Here is a 14,825-nt window from a genome sequence, read left to right on the forward strand (position 1 = left end):
CGCAGCTGTACTACCGACGGGGCCCACCGCCGGGCGCGGCAAGGCACGTTGCGGCTTGTACGCGCGCCGTGCGGTCGCTGCGGGCTTTCCATCGGGGCTGACGACTGCGCGCCACATCGATGTCGCCGCCGACGTCGCCTGCGCGCACATGTGGGGACCTGTGCGCGTGGGTGCCGGCACCACCTTGGTTAGGCTATGACGCCCTGCCCTGCGCGTTGCCATGCCCGCACTGATCATCTTCGATTTCGACGGCACGCTTGCCGATTCGTTTGGTTTTTTCCTGAGCACCCAGCGGCTGCTGGCCGAACGGCATGGCTTTCGCGCCGCGCAAGCGCATGAAGTCGACGATGCACGTCGCCTAAGCACGCGCGAATTGCTCAAGGCATCGGGCCTGAGCGCGTGGCGCGTGCCATGGGTGGCGGCCGACTTCATCCGGCTCATGCGCGCCGCGCCACCGGTGGCGTTGTTTCCCGGCATTGCCCACACCGTGGGCGCGTTGCATGCCGGGGGTACCCGACTGGCCGTGGTGTCGTCCAACTCCGTGGAGAACGTGCAGCGCGCGCTAGGCGCAGAGCTGAGCGCCACATTTGCCGTCATCGAAGGCGGCGCGCATCTGCTGGGCAAACAACGCGCCTTGCGTCGTGTGCTGCGTGCCACCGGGCACACTGCGGCGCAAGCGGTCTACGTGGGCGACCAGGTCGCCGACTGGGAAGCCGCACAGCTCGTGGGCCTGCCGTTTGCCGCAGTGGCCTGGGGCTATGCGCATCCGGACGTGTTCGCCGGGTTGGCCGGAACGCAGTTGATCGAACGCGTGGAAGACTTGCTTGCGTTGAGCGGGGATTAGACGGCGAGACTGCGCATTGGCAGCGCTGGGCCTTGCCGATGATGCGTGTCGACATACCCTCATCCGCCCGTCGGGCACCTTCTTGCGATGGGAGGAAGGAAGGCGGGATCTCGGGGCGCCTGGCGCTGCGCCCGGACAGTGCCAATCTCTACACCCCACCTACCCGCGGCAACGGCGCCGGTACGTTCAACATGCCACCGGCCGCGACATACGCTGCCAGGGCCTGACCCTGGCTCAACAGGTGCCCGTGCATGGTGCGCTCGGCGCCTTCGGCATCGCCACGTCGCACGCAGTCCATCAGTTGGCGATGTTCCGCCAGCGATTGCGCCATGCGTCCGGGCGTGAGCAACTGACGGCCGCGGTGCATCTTCAAGATGCGGTGCAGATCGTGCGTCACCCGGATCAACCATGGATTGCCGGCGTACTGCTGCACGGTTTCGTGGATCAGGTAATTGTTGCGGTAATACTCGGCCACATCGCCGGCCGCCGATGCGGCTTCCATTGCCGCGTGCAGCTCTTCCAGGCGCTGCACGCCGGCCGCATCAATGCGCTTGACCGCATCGTGCGCGCAGCGGCCTTCCAGCATCGCCATCACCGGAAACAACTGGTTGAGGTCTTCCAGCGTCAGCCGGGTGACCCGGCTGCCGCGGCCGGCATCCAGTTGCACCAGGCCTTCGGCCGCGAGCAGCTTGAGACTTTCGCGCAGCGGCGTGCGGCTGATGCCCAGCTCTTCGGCCAGGGCCGGCTCGTCGATCCACTCGCCCGGCGGCAGCGCGTAATCGTAGATCTTCTGACGCAGGCGCTCGGCCACTTCCTCGTACAGCGGCACGCGCTTTTTGGAGGCGCGCGAATCAGGAGCGAGGGTCATGGCGGGCAGGCTGTCGGCATCGGGTCGGGGCACCCATTCTACGTGGGCGCCCCGCTGCGCTGTGGCGCGCGGACCGCATCACAGCCAGCCCGGCACCACGAAGACCAGCCACGCCGCCAGCGGCCCCAGCAACACCACCAGGCCGCTGTAGATCAGGAAGCGGCGGAACAGGCCGTCGCGCTCTTCCTTGGCCGCCGAGGCCACCACCAGCGCGCCGTTGGTGGAAAACGGGCTGACGTCGACGATGGTGGAGGACACGGCCAGCGCGCAAATCACCCCGGCCGCGCCCAACTGGCCCTGCATCAGGAATGGCACCGCCAACGGAATGGTGGCGCCCAGTACCGCTGCCGAGGAGGCGAATGCAGAGACGATACCGCCGACGTAGCAGACCAGCAGCGCGCCCAGCAGCGGCATGCCGATGTGCGACACGCCGGTGCCGATGTAGTCCACCGCACCGGATTTTTCCAGCACGGCGATATAGGTCACCACGCCGCTGATCAGCAGCACCGTCGACCAACTGATGCCGTCCACCGCGCCCTTCTGTGCGTTGGGCGAGATCAGCGCCAGGGCCACCGCCACCGTGATCGAGACCAGGCCGACGTTGAGGTTGTAGATCAGCGCAGCAACGCCCAGGCCCAGCAGGCCGATCAAGGTGATCACGCGGTCGCGGGTGATGAACACCGCCTCCAATGCCAGCGGGTCGGTGGACAGGGTGCCGCCGCCCGGCGCCACCAGCGCGCCATGCCCTTCGATCGCGAAGCCGCGGTGCGATGCCTGGTCGCCGGCAACCGCCACGTACTGCGCATCGGCCAGCGACAGCTCCTGCCGGCGCATCAGCTTCAACCCACCGAAGGCGCAGAAGCAGATGATCGCCATCATCAGGTTGAAGCCCAGGCTGGTGAGGAACACCGCCATCTCGCTGACGTCCAGCCCGGCCTTTTCGACCACCTTGTTGGTGATGCCGCCATACACGCTGATCGGCGAGAAGCCGCCGCCCTGTGCACCGTGGATCACCAGCAGGCCCATCATCAACGGGTTGATGCGGTACTGCTTGGCGAAGCGCAGCGCCACCGGCCCGATGATGGCCACCGCTGCCGGCCCCAGCGCACCGAATGCGGTCAGCAGCCCGGTGATGACGAACATCACCCAGGGGATGGCGACGATGCGCCCCCGCACCGCGCGCACTGCCCAGTGCACCAGCAAATCGATGGTGCCGTTTTTCTGCGCGATGGCGAACAGATAGGTAATGCCCACCAGGGTCAGGAACAGGTCGCCGGGAAAGCCGGCCAGCACTTCCTTGCCCTCCAGCCCCACCCACACGCCGCCAATGATGAAGGCCAGCGCGAACGCCACCGCCCCCATGTTGATGGGCAATGCGGTGGCGACGATGAACATGATCACCAAGCCAAGAATCGTTGCAATTTGCGGGGTCATGCGCCCTCCCAGACACCTGATACGCGTACAACACGGATGGCCGCCCGCCACCCTGGGGTCACACCGTGTGCAGCACCTGCCGGACCGTCATGCCGCGCGCTCGCACGCAGCCGTGACCCATTCGAGAACACCCTGAGTGCTGTGGAATTCGTCCACCGAGCGCGCTTCGCATGCCGGCAGCACCTCGCGCGCCATCCGCGCCAATGCGCTGCCGGGGCCGAGTTCGAGAAACACGCGTGCGCCGCGCTCGGCGGCTTGCACCAGCACGTCGTACCAACGCACGGTCTGCGCGATCTGCCTGGACAGCGTGTCGATCACCAGGGCGTGCGTACCGACCGCACGCGCATCGATGCCTGCCAAGACGCGCAACTTGGGCGCGACGAGGTCTGCGGTTGCCAGTTCAATGGCAAAGCCTTCGGCAGCCGCGCTCAACCACGGCGTGTGCGCCGGCACGCTGACCGGCAGCAGCGTGACGCGCGCACCTTGTGCGCTGGCAGCCTCGCCAAGCGCCTGCAATGCAGTGCGCGGGCCGCCGAGTACGGCATGATCGTCGCCGTTGATGATGGCGAGCGCTGCGCCGTGCGTCTGACACAGCGTTTCCAGGCCGCGCAAGGGCACACCGACTACCGCCATCAGCCCTGCCTGCTGCGGGCTGGCCGCATCCATCAACCGGGCGCGCGTCGCTGCCAGCTGCAGGCAGGTGTCGATGGACATGCTGCCGGCCACCGCATGGGCGGCAAGCTCGCCAACGCTATAGCCGAGCACCATCAGCGGCGTGGGAAGTTGCGCATGCAGCACCTGCCAGTGCGCCAGCGTACCGGCGCAGACCAGTGGCTGTGCGATGGCATTGGCGTAGCGGCCCGGATCTGCGGCCAGTGTTTGTGGTGCGGCGCCAAGCACGCGCTGTGCGCTGGCGAGGACGGCGGCTGCCGCAGGCGCATCGCCGACACGCGCGAACATCTCGGCATGTTGGCCGCCTTGGCCCGGGCAGAGCACGGCCAGGCTCATGCGGTAGCCTGACCGTGTTCGCAGAAATGCCTTGCGCGCACGCTGCCGTGTTCCGTATTGCAAGCAATGTGGCGAGACACCTGGATGCGAAGGTCGACTGAGGAGCAATGTGCGACGTGTGTTGCGACGGCGGGCAGGCCAGCCGGCGTTGCGCCGCTGAGCAGAACGCCGCGGCAGTGCGCCTGCGCATGCACCACATGTTCTGCAGCCAGCGAGCAAACGCGGCTCATGCCAGCTCCTGCCGATGCAGGAACCATGCACAGGCCAGCAGATCCGCGCTGCCGCCAGGGCTCAGGCGACGCGCGACAAACTGCTGGCCGATGGCATGCAACTGCACGCGCCACTGCGGGTGCGCAACGCCGCCGTCGGCAAGGAAGGCTGCCGCCTGCGCCTTGGCGAATGCCAGGCCCTCCGCCCCGCCACGATGCAAAAGATTGAGATCGTCCACCTGGGCGATGAGCTGCATCAAGGTCTGCGCCAGCGCCGCTTCACGCGTGGCGCCCCCCGCAAGCGCAGTACGCAACGCAGGCAGGGCGATCTCGCGCAGCACCGGATACCCTGCCGCGGCGTGTTCGCGCACGCCACTGATGCGGTACTGCGCACGCACCCGCTGGCCATGGCTGTGCGGATCCAACGGTGCAGCCTGCAATGCATCGCGCCAGGCGCGTACGCCATTGCAGACCTGTTCTGCAGTGGGTCGCCGCCGCTGCGCAACCCACAGGCGTGCAGCCTGCGCAGTGAGCAGGCCAAGGCTGAAAACCGCGCCGCGATGCGTATTGATGCCACAGGTAGCGCGCAACATCGCGGACTCGGCCCCGATACCCAGCTCGCGGAGCCGCTCGAATGGCGCATGGTCGATGCCGGCCTGGGCAATGGCGGCAAAATAGCCACGCAAGGCGAACAGGCTACGCATGAAGGTGGCGGCATCCATGTCGGTGTGGCTGCCGCTGTCGAACGGCGTCACCAAGCCAGGCTTGGGCGCGCAGGCCAGCTCTGCATGCAGGGCGCCAACCGCCAGACGTGCGAGCTGGTAGGCAGCATCGTGCGGCGGTGCAGGTGCACCGGCAACCCAGGTTTGCTGCAGCTGTGCGCTCATGCCGCACTCCGGACCGGAAACAGCGCAGCACGCGGCAATAGCCGGCAGTCCTGGTTGGATTTCACCAACACCTGTTGCGCAGTGCCGGCGTACTCGCGCCAGTTCACCGCGTTGTCTTCGGGCAACAGCAGTTCGCCATCGGCGCGCAGCCCGTGCTGCTGCTCCCAGCGCTGCAGCAGCGTGACCAGCGCGCGCGCTTGCTCTGGCGTTTCGATGGGCCACAACAGATCCAGATCCGATTGCGCGTGCACATACGTCAGGCCGGTCAGGGCTTGCCAGGCAAAGCTGCCGAAGACGTGCGGGCGCAACGCATGTGCGCGCGCTTGAGCGAGCAGGGCCTGCAGTAACGGCTGCACCGCGACAGGTGCCTGTGGCGTCACCGCATCCAGTGTCAGCGGGGCAGTGCAGCGTGCGATATCGGCCACGTGCGCCTGCAGGGCCAAGCGCTGCTTGCCTTCGCTGGGCGGCAGCGGCACGCCAAGCCGAACGCTGCCGGGTGCCTGACTGCCATCGCCACGTGCCACCACCGCTGGCAGGCCGGCCGCGAACCACTGCCGCAGCCGTGGCTGCGCGCCAGGCGTGACGGCCTGCCACTGCGCATCTTCACGCAACCACACCAGAGCGTGGCGGCCGGCCATGCTCAGGCCTCGCCCGCAGCCACGGCGCTGGCGACATCGCGCGCCAGCGTGCGCCCGCCGCGTTGCGCGCCGCGTGCACGGCGCTGGTCGCCGTCGACCGGCGCGGCCAGTGCGTCGAGCAGCACCTGCGCCAGATCGCCTTCCCACAGCGATTCCACCGCGCCCATGCGCACGTAGTTTTCCACGCCCGGCGCAAACACCGGCGAGCTCTTGCTCAACGCCTGCAAGGTGTCGACCGATTGCTTGGTCACGCGCGCCATCGCACGCAGATCCATGACCCGGATCTGCGCATCGGGCAATGCATGGATATGGTCGGCCATCAACCCGAACGACAGGAATCCACCGCTGACCGATTCGCCATAGACCAGCGTGACCAGCCGCGCACCGCGCGTGCGTGCCAACTCCAGCGCACGCGCCAGGTGCGCGAAATACCCGTTGATGCCGAGCAGTTCGTCGCGCCGTGCCAGCCGCTGCCCGGCGGTGTCGGCCAGCATCACGATCGGGCGCTGCGGGTATGCGCGGGTACTCGCCAAGACAGTGGCAGCCAGGGCCAAGGCGTGATCGACACCGACTTCGAGCTTGTTGGCGGTACCGATCACGGTGACATCGCCGGCGGCGGTGGTTGCGCTGCCGGTCAGCACATCGTCGTTGCGCGCGATGGCGTGACCGAGCGGAAACAGCTGATCGAGCAAGTGACTCAGGTCCATGGAAGGCTCCGGTCTGCGGTCGCGGCAAGAAAGGCCTCGGTATCGAGCAGCGGCAGGCGCTGCGCATCGACGATGCCTTGGCGCTTCCAGATCTCCAGCCCGTCGCGGCAATCGCCGTAGGCATCGATGCGCGCTGTCAACTGCTGCTGCGCATGCTCCAGTGCCTGCAATGCGGCCTCACCCGTCGCTTCGGTAAGCGCATCGAACGTGGCCAGCGCTGCATCGGCGAAGGCATCGATGCGATCGGCCACCAACGTGTGGGCTTCGCCAAGCAGGTAGCGGTGTTTGCCGCCGGTGACGCGCCACACCAGCGCACGGTCGCGCGCGTCGAACTCTTCCACCCCGCGCACGGTTTCGATCACGTCCGGGCCGGACAACGACAGGCGGCCTTCTTCGGACATGATCACCGCGCTGCAGCAGCGCGCCACGATGCCCATGCCGCCGAACGCACCGTTGCCACTGCCGATCAAGGCCAGCACCGGCACACCGGCGGCACGCGCGCCCAAGGTGGCACGCATGATTTCGGAAATGGCGATGAGCCCTGCATTGGCTTCGTGCAGACGCACGCCGCCGGTGTCCAGCAGCAATAGCACCGCTGCCGGCTGCGTGTTTGCGGCGCGCTCCAGCAGGCCGGTGAGTTTGGCGCCATGCACTTCGCCCACGCCGCCGCCCATGAAGGCGCCTTGCTGCGCAGCGATCAACACGTTGCGGCCGCGCAAGGTGCCTTCGCCGACCACGATGCCGTCGTCGAAGGCGCCGGGTGTTTCCAGTTGTGCCAGGTGCGGGCTGATCAAGCGACGCCGCGGGCCAACAAATTCGCGAAAGCTGCCGGCATCCAGCAGACCCTCGATACGTTCGCGGGCATCGGCTTCGTAGTAGCTGCGCTGGGCCATGGGAACGGTGCTCATGTGCGACTCCCGATGACTTGCGGAGGAGCGCACCTGGACGCGACCGCAGCGTTATTGGGAACGCCTGTCGCGCCCGGGTGCGCTCCTACGCAGTGGAGCGGGCGGCTCATGCGTCAGCTCCCTGCAGCACTTCCAGCGCTTGTTCCAGGCGCAGGCTCACCACCGCCGGCGTGGCGCCGACATCGTTGATGCTGATGCGCACATCGCGCAGTGGATGGCGTGCAGCGAAATCGTCCAGCACTGCCTGCCAGATTGCGCCAAAGCCGCGTGCAGCAGTGAGGATCTCGATCTCCATCGCGCCCTCGAGCGGCACGCGCTCGACCAGCACTTCCAGATTGCCGGAGGCCACGACACCGACCAGCGCGTGTTCCAGCCCGGCGCGTGCACCGCGCTGTCCATCAAAGCGATATCGCAGGGTTTCCATGCTGTGCCCTTACCAATTGCGAAAACGTTTCGGCGGGTCGTACAAGCCGCCGGACCAGCGCACCAGGTCCTTGACCGTGCGCGCTGCAAGCAGGTCGCGCGTGGCATCGCGCGGGCGAATACCCAAATCGTCCGGCCGCTTGATGACGCCGCGGTCGCGCAGGTTTTCGACCATGCGCTTGTCGCGCCCCAGGCCCACCGCGGTATAGCCGGACACGCCGCGGATTGCCTGTTCGCGTTCTTCCGGCGTGCGACACAACAGCAGGTTGGCGATGCCTTCTTCGGTCAATACGTGGCTGACATCGTCGCCGTAGATCATCACCGGCGGCAGCGGCATGTTGGCGCGCTCGGCCAGTTCCCAGGCGTCGAGTTTGTCGACGAATGCCGGCGCCATGTGTTCGCGGAAGGTCTCCACCATCTGCACCACCAGCTTGCGCCCGCGCGGCATCTCGCCCGGCGTTGCCGCCTCGCGCCCGGCCTTGAGCCAGGCAGCACTGGCATGCCGGCGACCGCGCGCATCCGAGCCCATGTTGGGCGCGCCGCCGAAACCGGCGATGCGGTCGCGCGTGGCGGTGGAGCTGTTGCCCTGCAGATCGATCTGCAAGGTGGAGCCGATGAACATGTCGCAGGCATACAGCCCGGCGGTCTGCGACAGCGCGCGGTTGGAACGCATGCTGCCGTCGGCGCCGGTAAAGAAGATATCCGGACGCGCGGCGATGTAGTTCTCCATGCCCAGCTCGGAGCCGAACGAATGCACCGATTGCACGAAGCCCGATTCGATGGCCGGGATCAGCGCCGGATGCGGATTGAGCGCCCAATGGCGGCAGATCTTGCCCTTCAGCCCCAGCGATTGGGCGTAGGTGGGCAGCAACAGTTCGATCGCGGCGGTGTCGAAACCGATGCCGTGATTGAGCCGGTCCACACCGTATTCGGCATAGATGCCCTTGATGGCCATCATCGCCATCAACACCTGGATCTCGGAAATCTGCGCCGGGTCGCGGGTGAACAACGGTTCGATGTAATTGGGCTTGGGCGCCTGGGTCACGAAATCCACCCAATCGGCGGGAATATCCACGCGCGGCAGGGTGTCGAGAATTTCGTTGACCTGCGCAATCACGATGCCGCCCTTGAACGCGGTGGCCTCCACGAGCACCGGCGTGTCTTCGGTATTCGGGCCGGTATAGAGATTGCCGTGACGATCGGCCGCCTGCGCGGTGACCAGTGCGATGCGCGGGGTCAGGTCGATGAAGTAGCGGCCGAACAATTCCAGATAGGTGTGGATGGCGCCGATCTCGATGCGACCTTCGCTCACCAGCCCGGCCAGACGCGCGGCCTGCGGGCCGGAGAAAGAAAAATCCAGGCGCTTGGCGATGCCGCGTTCGAATACGTCCAGATGCGCGGCAAGCGACAACACCGATTGCACCATGTGCAGGTCATGCACGCGCGCTGGATCCACCTCGGTAAGGCACCGCGCCAGGAAATCGGCCTGCTTCTGGTTGTTGCCCTCCAGGCACACACGGTCGCCGGGCTCGATGACCGCTTCCAGCAACGCCACGACATCCTCGGCAGCCACCACGCGACCCTGCGGCGCCAGCGCGGCGGCCCGCTGCAGACGCTGACGCCGGCTTTCGGCCTGGGTGTCCCACTGTCGACTCATGCCTCTGCCTCGCCGGGGCGAGCCCGTAATGTCAAATTAATTACATCGTAATTATGAAATTTACGGGTGTCTAGACGCGTTGCAGCATCCGGGTTTGCCACTGGGCAGGCGTCAGCCGCCAGCAAGCCGAGCGCTTGCGCGTCAACACACTTCGATATATCGTTTCTCCATGATTCGATATATCGAATGAAACAGCGCCCGCCCGTCAGGCCAACGGCCGATCTCGATGCGGCACCTGCCCGCACGCGCGGTGCCGGCGCACGTGTGCGCCCGCTGGAGCACGGCGATCTGCGCCTGCTGCTGCTGGCGCTGATTGCCGAGCGCCCGTGCCATGGCTATGAGCTGATGCGGCAGATCGCCGCCCTCTTCAAAGGGCTGTACACGCCCAGCGCCGGGGCGATTTATCCGGCGCTGGCGCAACTGGAGGCCGCCGGCTGGGTGCACACCGATCTGGATGCCGGCCGCAAGCGCTATCAGGTCACTGCCGCTGGCAGCGACTACGTTGCACAGCAACGCGATGCGCTCGATGCCGCACTGGCCCGCACCCATCGACGCGCGCGTGAGCTGATCAAGTCGCAAACGCCGGCCCCGATTCGCGAGGCGATTCATCGCATCAAACATGGCTTGTTCGCGCGCCATGGGCAATGGAGCGAGACAGAAACCGCGCGAATTGCTGCATTACTCAACGCCGCCGCCGACGGCATGGAGCGCGACGACGACTGAGCGGGTGTGCGGTAACGCCTGGGCTCGGCCCGACAGCGATCTGCGAACCGCGCAGGGCGATACAACGCCCCCGCTGCCCCGATTCGAGGTGAAGCGATGCAATTGCATGCAGCTTCACACGCCCCCTCATCTGCCCCTGCGGGCACTTCTCCTGCAGAGCTGAAGACCACGCCGTTGCGCTGGATGACAGCACACCAGCATGGCCGATCGCCACTCACCACGTCATTGACTGATCACGCATTGATTTCGTAACGCTCCCTCTTCCCCCGCACCGCCGCGCATCCGTGCGGCACTCCAGGAATTGCATCCCATGGCTGCACACACCAATACCCAACTCCGTCGCGACCCACGCCTGCGTTCCGTGCAGGTGCTGCGTTGCGAAGCGATCACCCCGCATATGCGCCGTATCGTGTTCGGCGGCAGCGACCTGGCCGGCTTTCAAAGCGATGCGCCGGACGATCACGTCAAACTGTTCTTTCCCAACGCCGACGGCGCCTTCGTCCTGCCGACCATGACGCCGGAAGGCCCGCGCTACGAAGAAGGCGCGCTGCCTTCGCCCGCGCGCGACTACACGCCGCGCGATTTCGATCCGCAGAGCGGCGAGTTGAGCATCGACTTCGTGTTGCACGGCGAGGGCGTGGCGTCCAGTTGGGCCGCGCGCGCACAGCCCGGCGATCCACTGAAACTGGGCGGCCCGCGCGGCTCGTTCCTGGTTGCCGATGACTATGACCACTACGTGTTGATCGGCGACGAAACCGCGCTGCCGGCGATCGGCCGCTGGCTCGAAGCGATGCCCGCCGACATGCACGCGCAAGTATTCATCGAGATCGCCGATGCCGCCGAGCGGCAGGAACTGCTCAGCGCGGCCGAGGTGCGGGTGAACTGGCTGGAGCGCAATGGCTTCGATGCCGTCAGCAGCACCCTGCTGGAAGACAGCCTGCGCGACTACGAGCCAGAGGATGGCGACACGTTCTACTGGATCGGCGCCGAATCGATGCGCGCGCGCGCCATGCGCAAATTCCTCGAAGAGCACCATGGCGTGGACAAGGATTCGGTGCGCGCGAAGGGGTATTGGAAGGCGGCCCCGGATGCCTGAGCGGTGATTGTGCGTTGCGCCAGCTCACGTAAGATGGGGTGCCGCAATCGCAGGTCAGGCAACAGCCGTTCCCCTGGACACGATCAGCGAGACACCACCATGACAAACTCCCCGGACGACCGCCGCCATCGCCTCCTGAAAGCAACAGCGACGTTCGCGCTCTTGGCAGCCTCCCCTCTGGCCATCTGCTCAGGACAGCCTGAATATCCAACACCCCAGCAGCAAGTCGCTTCTGAAAGTCGGTTATTGGAAATCAGGGTGCGTGGGGATTTGAGTGGCAGAGACGTGGCGTTGCAGCTCGCCCCTGGCGAGCTGTCTCCTGGCTTCAAACTGCCTGACCGCAGAACCTATCGCGTCAAAGCCTCGATGATTCGGACAGATCCCAGGTTCGGACCGATCTATGCCTTGGTCCTGGCGGACGTGTCCGGCAATCCGCTCAACCAAATGAACATCGCGAGCAATACAACCGCGACGTTCGGCAAACAGCGCGTCCAGGTGTATCTGCTCTCGCTGGAGCAAGCCAAACGCGTGCAACGTGCGTCCCAAGCGCAAGGGCATGATCGGTAAGCCTCTCATCATGGAGGTCCTCAGTGCCAGGGCCTCCTTCCGATGGATGGCACACGCGATGCGCTAGCTCACGATCCTGCAGGCCAGGAGCGCAACTCCGGCAAGGCCGTCTGCACCTGCGCCGGATCGATGCGCGTGCGCAGCCAGGCCAACGCAACCGGCAATGGACACAGGGCCTGCCCGTGACAACCGGGCAATACCAGTGTGGACGAGGCCAGCGCATCGCTATCCAGGCGCCCGCTGCGCAGCGCCGCCAGGCTTGGCATCAAGGTCCGCACGCGCAGCAACGGCATGCCGTCGCGTTCGAGCACGTCCAGCACCAGCGCACCGCCGGGCGGATAGTCGTCGGGGCGATCGCTGCGATGCCACTGCACGCCGAGCAGTCCACCGAGCGTGGCCAAGGTAGTGTCGTGTCCCACCAGCACCAGCAGCCGCGTGGAAGGCGGCGCCAATGCCGCCGCCGACGGCGTCTGCCCGGCCGCGGCCTGCACGGTGGCCAGAAGATGCGCGAGCAGGTTGGATGCCGCCGCCGTGGCAACCGGCAACGGACGCTTGCTCTGGGCGAACGAGGTGTTGTGCAGGGCAATCAATTGCGCCACTGCGGCGCGATCCACACGGCCCCAGCCCAGCTGCGCCGCATCGAAGCCTTCGATGTCTTCCAGCATCAGGTTCTCGGCCAGTCCACCGGCCAGCTTCAGGGTGCTGGCCGCGGCCGGCGAGCCATCGCGCGTAGCCGGCTCGTAGAGCAGGCGGGTAGGCGGCGGCGTGGCGCAGCGTCCGTGCTGGCAGGCACTCAACACCGCCTGCAAGTGCGCCAGCTGCGCGCGCGTCTCAGCTTCCAGCCGCACCGGCGGCGTGGGCGCCTTGCCGCCATCGAACAATACAGTGCGCTCGCCCTCCGGCAGGGCCTGGTAGTGCACTGCGCAGCCCGGCGCCATGCCCTGCAGCAGCGCCTGCGCGCTGGCGTGGTTGCGGGCGGTACTGTCGGCGATGGTGACGATCTGTTCGGTGCCCGCGCAGCCACTGGGCGCCAGTCCGAGCGGCGGCGCGAATAACGCGCGATAACGTGCGCCCAGCGCCTGCATGCCGGCTCGTCCGTGCGGCGTCAGCTGGCCCGTGGCCACCGGCCAGTGCGGCCATGGCTGCGCGCTGTAGCGATCCAGCTCGCTGCCGGGCTGGGTCGGTGCACGGATGCCATGCCGCACCAGCACGATGGTCAGGCGCAGGTGCGCGGTTGCAGCGGCGGTCTCTTTTGCCACGACCGGTTTTGCCATCGGCAGGCAGAGCGCCAGACCGAGCAGTGCGTGCCGCATCGTTCCGGCAAAAGAGCGATTGTGCATGGCTTGCCTCATAACGTTGCCGACAACGCGAGCACTCTCCCGCGTCCAGGCTGACCGGCATACCGCGGTGCATGGGTGGAACGCGCGCCAACGGTGCGCGTGCCGCGAGGCCGGACATCGCGGTGGCGCAATGGCTGCCCTTGCCGGAACAGCGGCAACAATCTACCCAAGCGCACGACAGACATCACCGCTCCAGAAAAATGCGCCCAGCCTGCGTGGACCGGATGACGCGTGGATGACAGCCGCAACTCCGTTGCCGGGCGTTGCGCCCGGCCGTTGATTCGCGGCGATGGCGATGGCGCGATCTATCGAGACAGTGCAGCGGCGCCAGGTTTGCCAAACGTCGCGGCAGCCACCTGTTTGCCGATGCCACGGTCACGCAGTCCACGCTGCCGGCGATGCCGTGAGCGGCGGTGTTTCCCAGGATTCGCCCCGGCACGCAGGCCGCCCCAACATGACGTGACCACGCCCGACGGCATCTCACTTGGCCGTTACCCTCAACGACAAAGGCCCGCCGAAGCGGGCCTTTGCCTGGACAGCAGCCAGACCGCTTACTTGGCAGCGGCATCCTTCGCCGCAGCATCGCCCGCCTTGGCCTGCAGGGCTTCGGTGGTGATGCGGATCTTCACTTCGTCGCTGACGTTCGGGGCGTACTGGCCCAGGCCGAAATCGCTGCGCTTGATGGTGGTGGTGGCGTCGAAACCGGCGGCCGGCACCTTCTTCATCGGGTGCTCGCCGGCACCGTTGAGGGTGACGTCCAGCACGACCGGCTTGGTCTGACCCTTGATGGTCAGGTCGCCGGTGACGGTCAGCTTGTTGGTGCCGGCCGCTTCCACCTTGGTGCTCTTGAAGGTGGCGGTCGGGAACTTGGCCGCGTCGAAGAAATCACCGCTCTTGAGGTGTTCGTCGAACTTGGCGGTGAAGCTGTTCAAGCCGGACAGCGGCAGGGTGACCTGCACGGTGGACTTGGTCACGTCGGCCGCGTCGTACACCAGGGTGCCGTCGACATTGCCGAAGTGCGCGCTCGGGTTGGAGAAACCGAAATGGCTCCACTGCGCCAGCACGTCGGTGTGCGACGGGTCCAGGGTGTAGGTGCCCGACGCCACTTCCACGGCCGGGGCGGTCGAGGCGGCAGCCGCCGGTGCAGGTGCCGGCGCAGCAGCGGCGTCGGCCGGTGCGGTGGCCGCCGCCGGGGTTTCGGCGGCCGGAGCGGCAGTGTTCTCGGCCGGCTTGGAGCAGGCGGCAATGGCCAGGGTCAGGGCGAGCGGCAGCAACAGCTTGTGGGTGGTCTTCATTGGAACTCCATGGGATGAGAGACGCGTCGGATCAACGCGGGTGGGACAGATGCAGACGGACGAGGACTGCAGGAAACGCAAGACACCATGTACGTCGACACGGCGAGCCAGATCAAGCGATCGTCAGGCGAACGGCCAACTGCGTCGCTTGACGCGGCAGGCACACGCGGTGTGCCGGGCCGACGCACGCCGTCCACGGCGCTGCGCGGCAGCCGGCACGC

General features: G+C 66.6%; 15 protein-coding genes and 1 pseudogene. 4 read left to right on the plus strand and 12 right to left on the minus strand.

The annotated features are described in order from the left end of the window. Positions 1-220: 220 nt before the first annotated feature. Positions 221-844 (plus strand): HAD hydrolase-like protein, encoded by a 624-nt coding sequence (locus LN450_RS18515; protein ID WP_011346237.1) that lies wholly within the window; start codon positions 221-223, stop codon positions 842-844. Between the two features lie 148 nt (positions 845-992). On the opposite strand, the gene LN450_RS18520 is transcribed toward LN450_RS18515, so the two are convergent. The 9 genes from LN450_RS18520 to mdcA form a co-directional block, all read right to left on the minus strand. Next, a complete protein-coding gene (locus LN450_RS18520) occupies positions 993-1,712 on the minus strand; it encodes a GntR family transcriptional regulator (protein ID WP_008576608.1) in 720 nt (239 codons plus the stop codon). Between the two features lie 78 nt (positions 1,713-1,790). Then, positions 1,791-3,146, minus strand: a complete 1,356-nt coding sequence (locus LN450_RS18525; protein WP_011346235.1) for an SLC13 family permease — start codon at positions 3,144-3,146, stop codon at positions 1,791-1,793. 87 nt (positions 3,147-3,233) lie between these two features. After that, positions 3,234-4,154 (minus strand): malonate decarboxylase subunit epsilon, encoded by a 921-nt coding sequence (gene mdcH / locus LN450_RS18530; protein ID WP_011346234.1) that lies wholly within the window; start codon positions 4,152-4,154, stop codon positions 3,234-3,236. Positions 4,155-4,380: 226 nt separating this feature from the next. After that, complete coding sequence (gene mdcB, locus LN450_RS18535; protein ID WP_011346233.1) at positions 4,381-5,250, minus strand: triphosphoribosyl-dephospho-CoA synthase MdcB; 870 nt, start codon at positions 5,248-5,250, stop codon at positions 4,381-4,383. Further along, positions 5,247-5,888: a malonate decarboxylase holo-[acyl-carrier-protein] synthase gene (gene mdcG / locus LN450_RS18540; protein WP_011346232.1), complete on the minus strand. Its 642-nt coding sequence runs from the start codon at positions 5,886-5,888 to the stop codon at positions 5,247-5,249. Before mdcG ends, mdcB begins: the two co-directional genes overlap by 4 nt. A gap of 2 nt (positions 5,889-5,890) precedes the next feature. After that, positions 5,891-6,595 carry a biotin-independent malonate decarboxylase subunit gamma gene (mdcE, locus tag LN450_RS18545; protein ID WP_011346231.1) on the minus strand — a complete coding sequence of 235 codons (705 nt, stop codon included), beginning with the start codon at positions 6,593-6,595 and terminating at the stop codon, positions 5,891-5,893. Continuing rightward, positions 6,586-7,488 carry a biotin-independent malonate decarboxylase subunit beta gene (locus tag LN450_RS18550; protein ID WP_039417314.1) on the minus strand — a complete coding sequence of 301 codons (903 nt, stop codon included), beginning with the start codon at positions 7,486-7,488 and terminating at the stop codon, positions 6,586-6,588. The genes mdcE and LN450_RS18550 overlap by 10 nt, the downstream gene beginning before the upstream one ends. A 121-nt stretch (positions 7,489-7,609) precedes the next feature. Then, positions 7,610-7,927 (minus strand): malonate decarboxylase acyl carrier protein, encoded by a 318-nt coding sequence (gene mdcC, locus LN450_RS18555; protein ID WP_008577475.1) that lies wholly within the window; start codon positions 7,925-7,927, stop codon positions 7,610-7,612. A gap of 9 nt (positions 7,928-7,936) precedes the next feature. Continuing rightward, positions 7,937-9,583 (minus strand): malonate decarboxylase subunit alpha, encoded by a 1,647-nt coding sequence (mdcA, locus tag LN450_RS18560; protein ID WP_008577473.1) that lies wholly within the window; start codon positions 9,581-9,583, stop codon positions 7,937-7,939. 186 nt (positions 9,584-9,769) lie between these two features. Between mdcA and LN450_RS18565 the strand changes: the two genes are divergently transcribed. The 3 genes from LN450_RS18565 to LN450_RS18575 all read left to right on the plus strand — a co-directional run bounded on the left by LN450_RS18565 (position 9,770) and on the right by LN450_RS18575 (position 11,969). After that, complete coding sequence (locus LN450_RS18565; RefSeq protein ID WP_011346229.1) at positions 9,770-10,306, plus strand: PadR family transcriptional regulator; 537 nt, start codon at positions 9,770-9,772, stop codon at positions 10,304-10,306. Between the two features lie 310 nt (positions 10,307-10,616). After that, positions 10,617-11,402: a siderophore-interacting protein gene (locus tag LN450_RS18570; protein WP_011346228.1), complete on the plus strand. Its 786-nt coding sequence runs from the start codon at positions 10,617-10,619 to the stop codon at positions 11,400-11,402. Between the two features lie 183 nt (positions 11,403-11,585). Next, complete coding sequence (locus tag LN450_RS18575; protein ID WP_039417325.1) at positions 11,586-11,969, plus strand: hypothetical protein; 384 nt, start codon at positions 11,586-11,588, stop codon at positions 11,967-11,969. Positions 11,970-12,037: 68 nt separating this feature from the next. Here LN450_RS18575 and LN450_RS18580 read toward each other — a convergent pair whose 3' ends face one another. From LN450_RS18580 to LN450_RS18590, 3 genes and pseudogenes are all read right to left on the minus strand, one after another. After that, complete coding sequence (locus tag LN450_RS18580; protein WP_011346226.1) at positions 12,038-13,309, minus strand: histidine-type phosphatase; 1,272 nt, start codon at positions 13,307-13,309, stop codon at positions 12,038-12,040. A gap of 184 nt (positions 13,310-13,493) precedes the next feature. Next, positions 13,494-13,733: pseudogene (locus LN450_RS18585) on the minus strand (hypothetical protein). Positions 13,734-13,860: 127 nt separating this feature from the next. Further along, positions 13,861-14,604 (minus strand): YceI family protein, encoded by a 744-nt coding sequence (locus LN450_RS18590; RefSeq protein ID WP_005920166.1) that lies wholly within the window; start codon positions 14,602-14,604, stop codon positions 13,861-13,863. Positions 14,605-14,825: the final 221 nt, after the last annotated feature.

Origin of the sequence: Xanthomonas euvesicatoria pv. euvesicatoria (genome assembly GCF_020880415.1) — a bacterium.
Lineage (GTDB): Bacteria > Pseudomonadota > Gammaproteobacteria > Xanthomonadales > Xanthomonadaceae > Xanthomonas > Xanthomonas euvesicatoria.

Coding starts and splice junctions, on each gene's coding strand:
- LN450_RS18570 (WP_011346228.1), top strand. CDS start 10,617: ATGGCTGCACACACCAATACCCAACTCCGTCGCGACCCACGCCTGCGT.
- LN450_RS18515 (WP_011346237.1), top strand. CDS start 221: ATGCCCGCACTGATCATCTTCGATTTCGACGGCACGCTTGCCGATTCG.
- mdcH (WP_011346234.1), bottom strand. CDS start 4,154: ATGAGCCTGGCCGTGCTCTGCCCGGGCCAAGGCGGCCAACATGCCGAG.
- mdcE (WP_011346231.1), bottom strand. CDS start 6,595: ATGGACCTGAGTCACTTGCTCGATCAGCTGTTTCCGCTCGGTCACGCC.
- LN450_RS18580 (WP_011346226.1), bottom strand. CDS start 13,309: ATGCACAATCGCTCTTTTGCCGGAACGATGCGGCACGCACTGCTCGGT.
- LN450_RS18550 (WP_039417314.1), bottom strand. CDS start 7,488: ATGGCCCAGCGCAGCTACTACGAAGCCGATGCCCGCGAACGTATCGAG.
- mdcC (WP_008577475.1), bottom strand. CDS start 7,927: ATGGAAACCCTGCGATATCGCTTTGATGGACAGCGCGGTGCACGCGCC.
- LN450_RS18525 (WP_011346235.1), bottom strand. CDS start 3,146: ATGACCCCGCAAATTGCAACGATTCTTGGCTTGGTGATCATGTTCATC.
- mdcB (WP_011346233.1), bottom strand. CDS start 5,250: ATGAGCGCACAGCTGCAGCAAACCTGGGTTGCCGGTGCACCTGCACCG.
- LN450_RS18590 (WP_005920166.1), bottom strand. CDS start 14,604: ATGAAGACCACCCACAAGCTGTTGCTGCCGCTCGCCCTGACCCTGGCC.
- LN450_RS18520 (WP_008576608.1), bottom strand. CDS start 1,712: ATGACCCTCGCTCCTGATTCGCGCGCCTCCAAAAAGCGCGTGCCGCTG.
- mdcG (WP_011346232.1), bottom strand. CDS start 5,888: ATGGCCGGCCGCCACGCTCTGGTGTGGTTGCGTGAAGATGCGCAGTGG.
- LN450_RS18565 (WP_011346229.1), top strand. CDS start 9,770: ATGAAACAGCGCCCGCCCGTCAGGCCAACGGCCGATCTCGATGCGGCA.
- mdcA (WP_008577473.1), bottom strand. CDS start 9,583: ATGAGTCGACAGTGGGACACCCAGGCCGAAAGCCGGCGTCAGCGTCTG.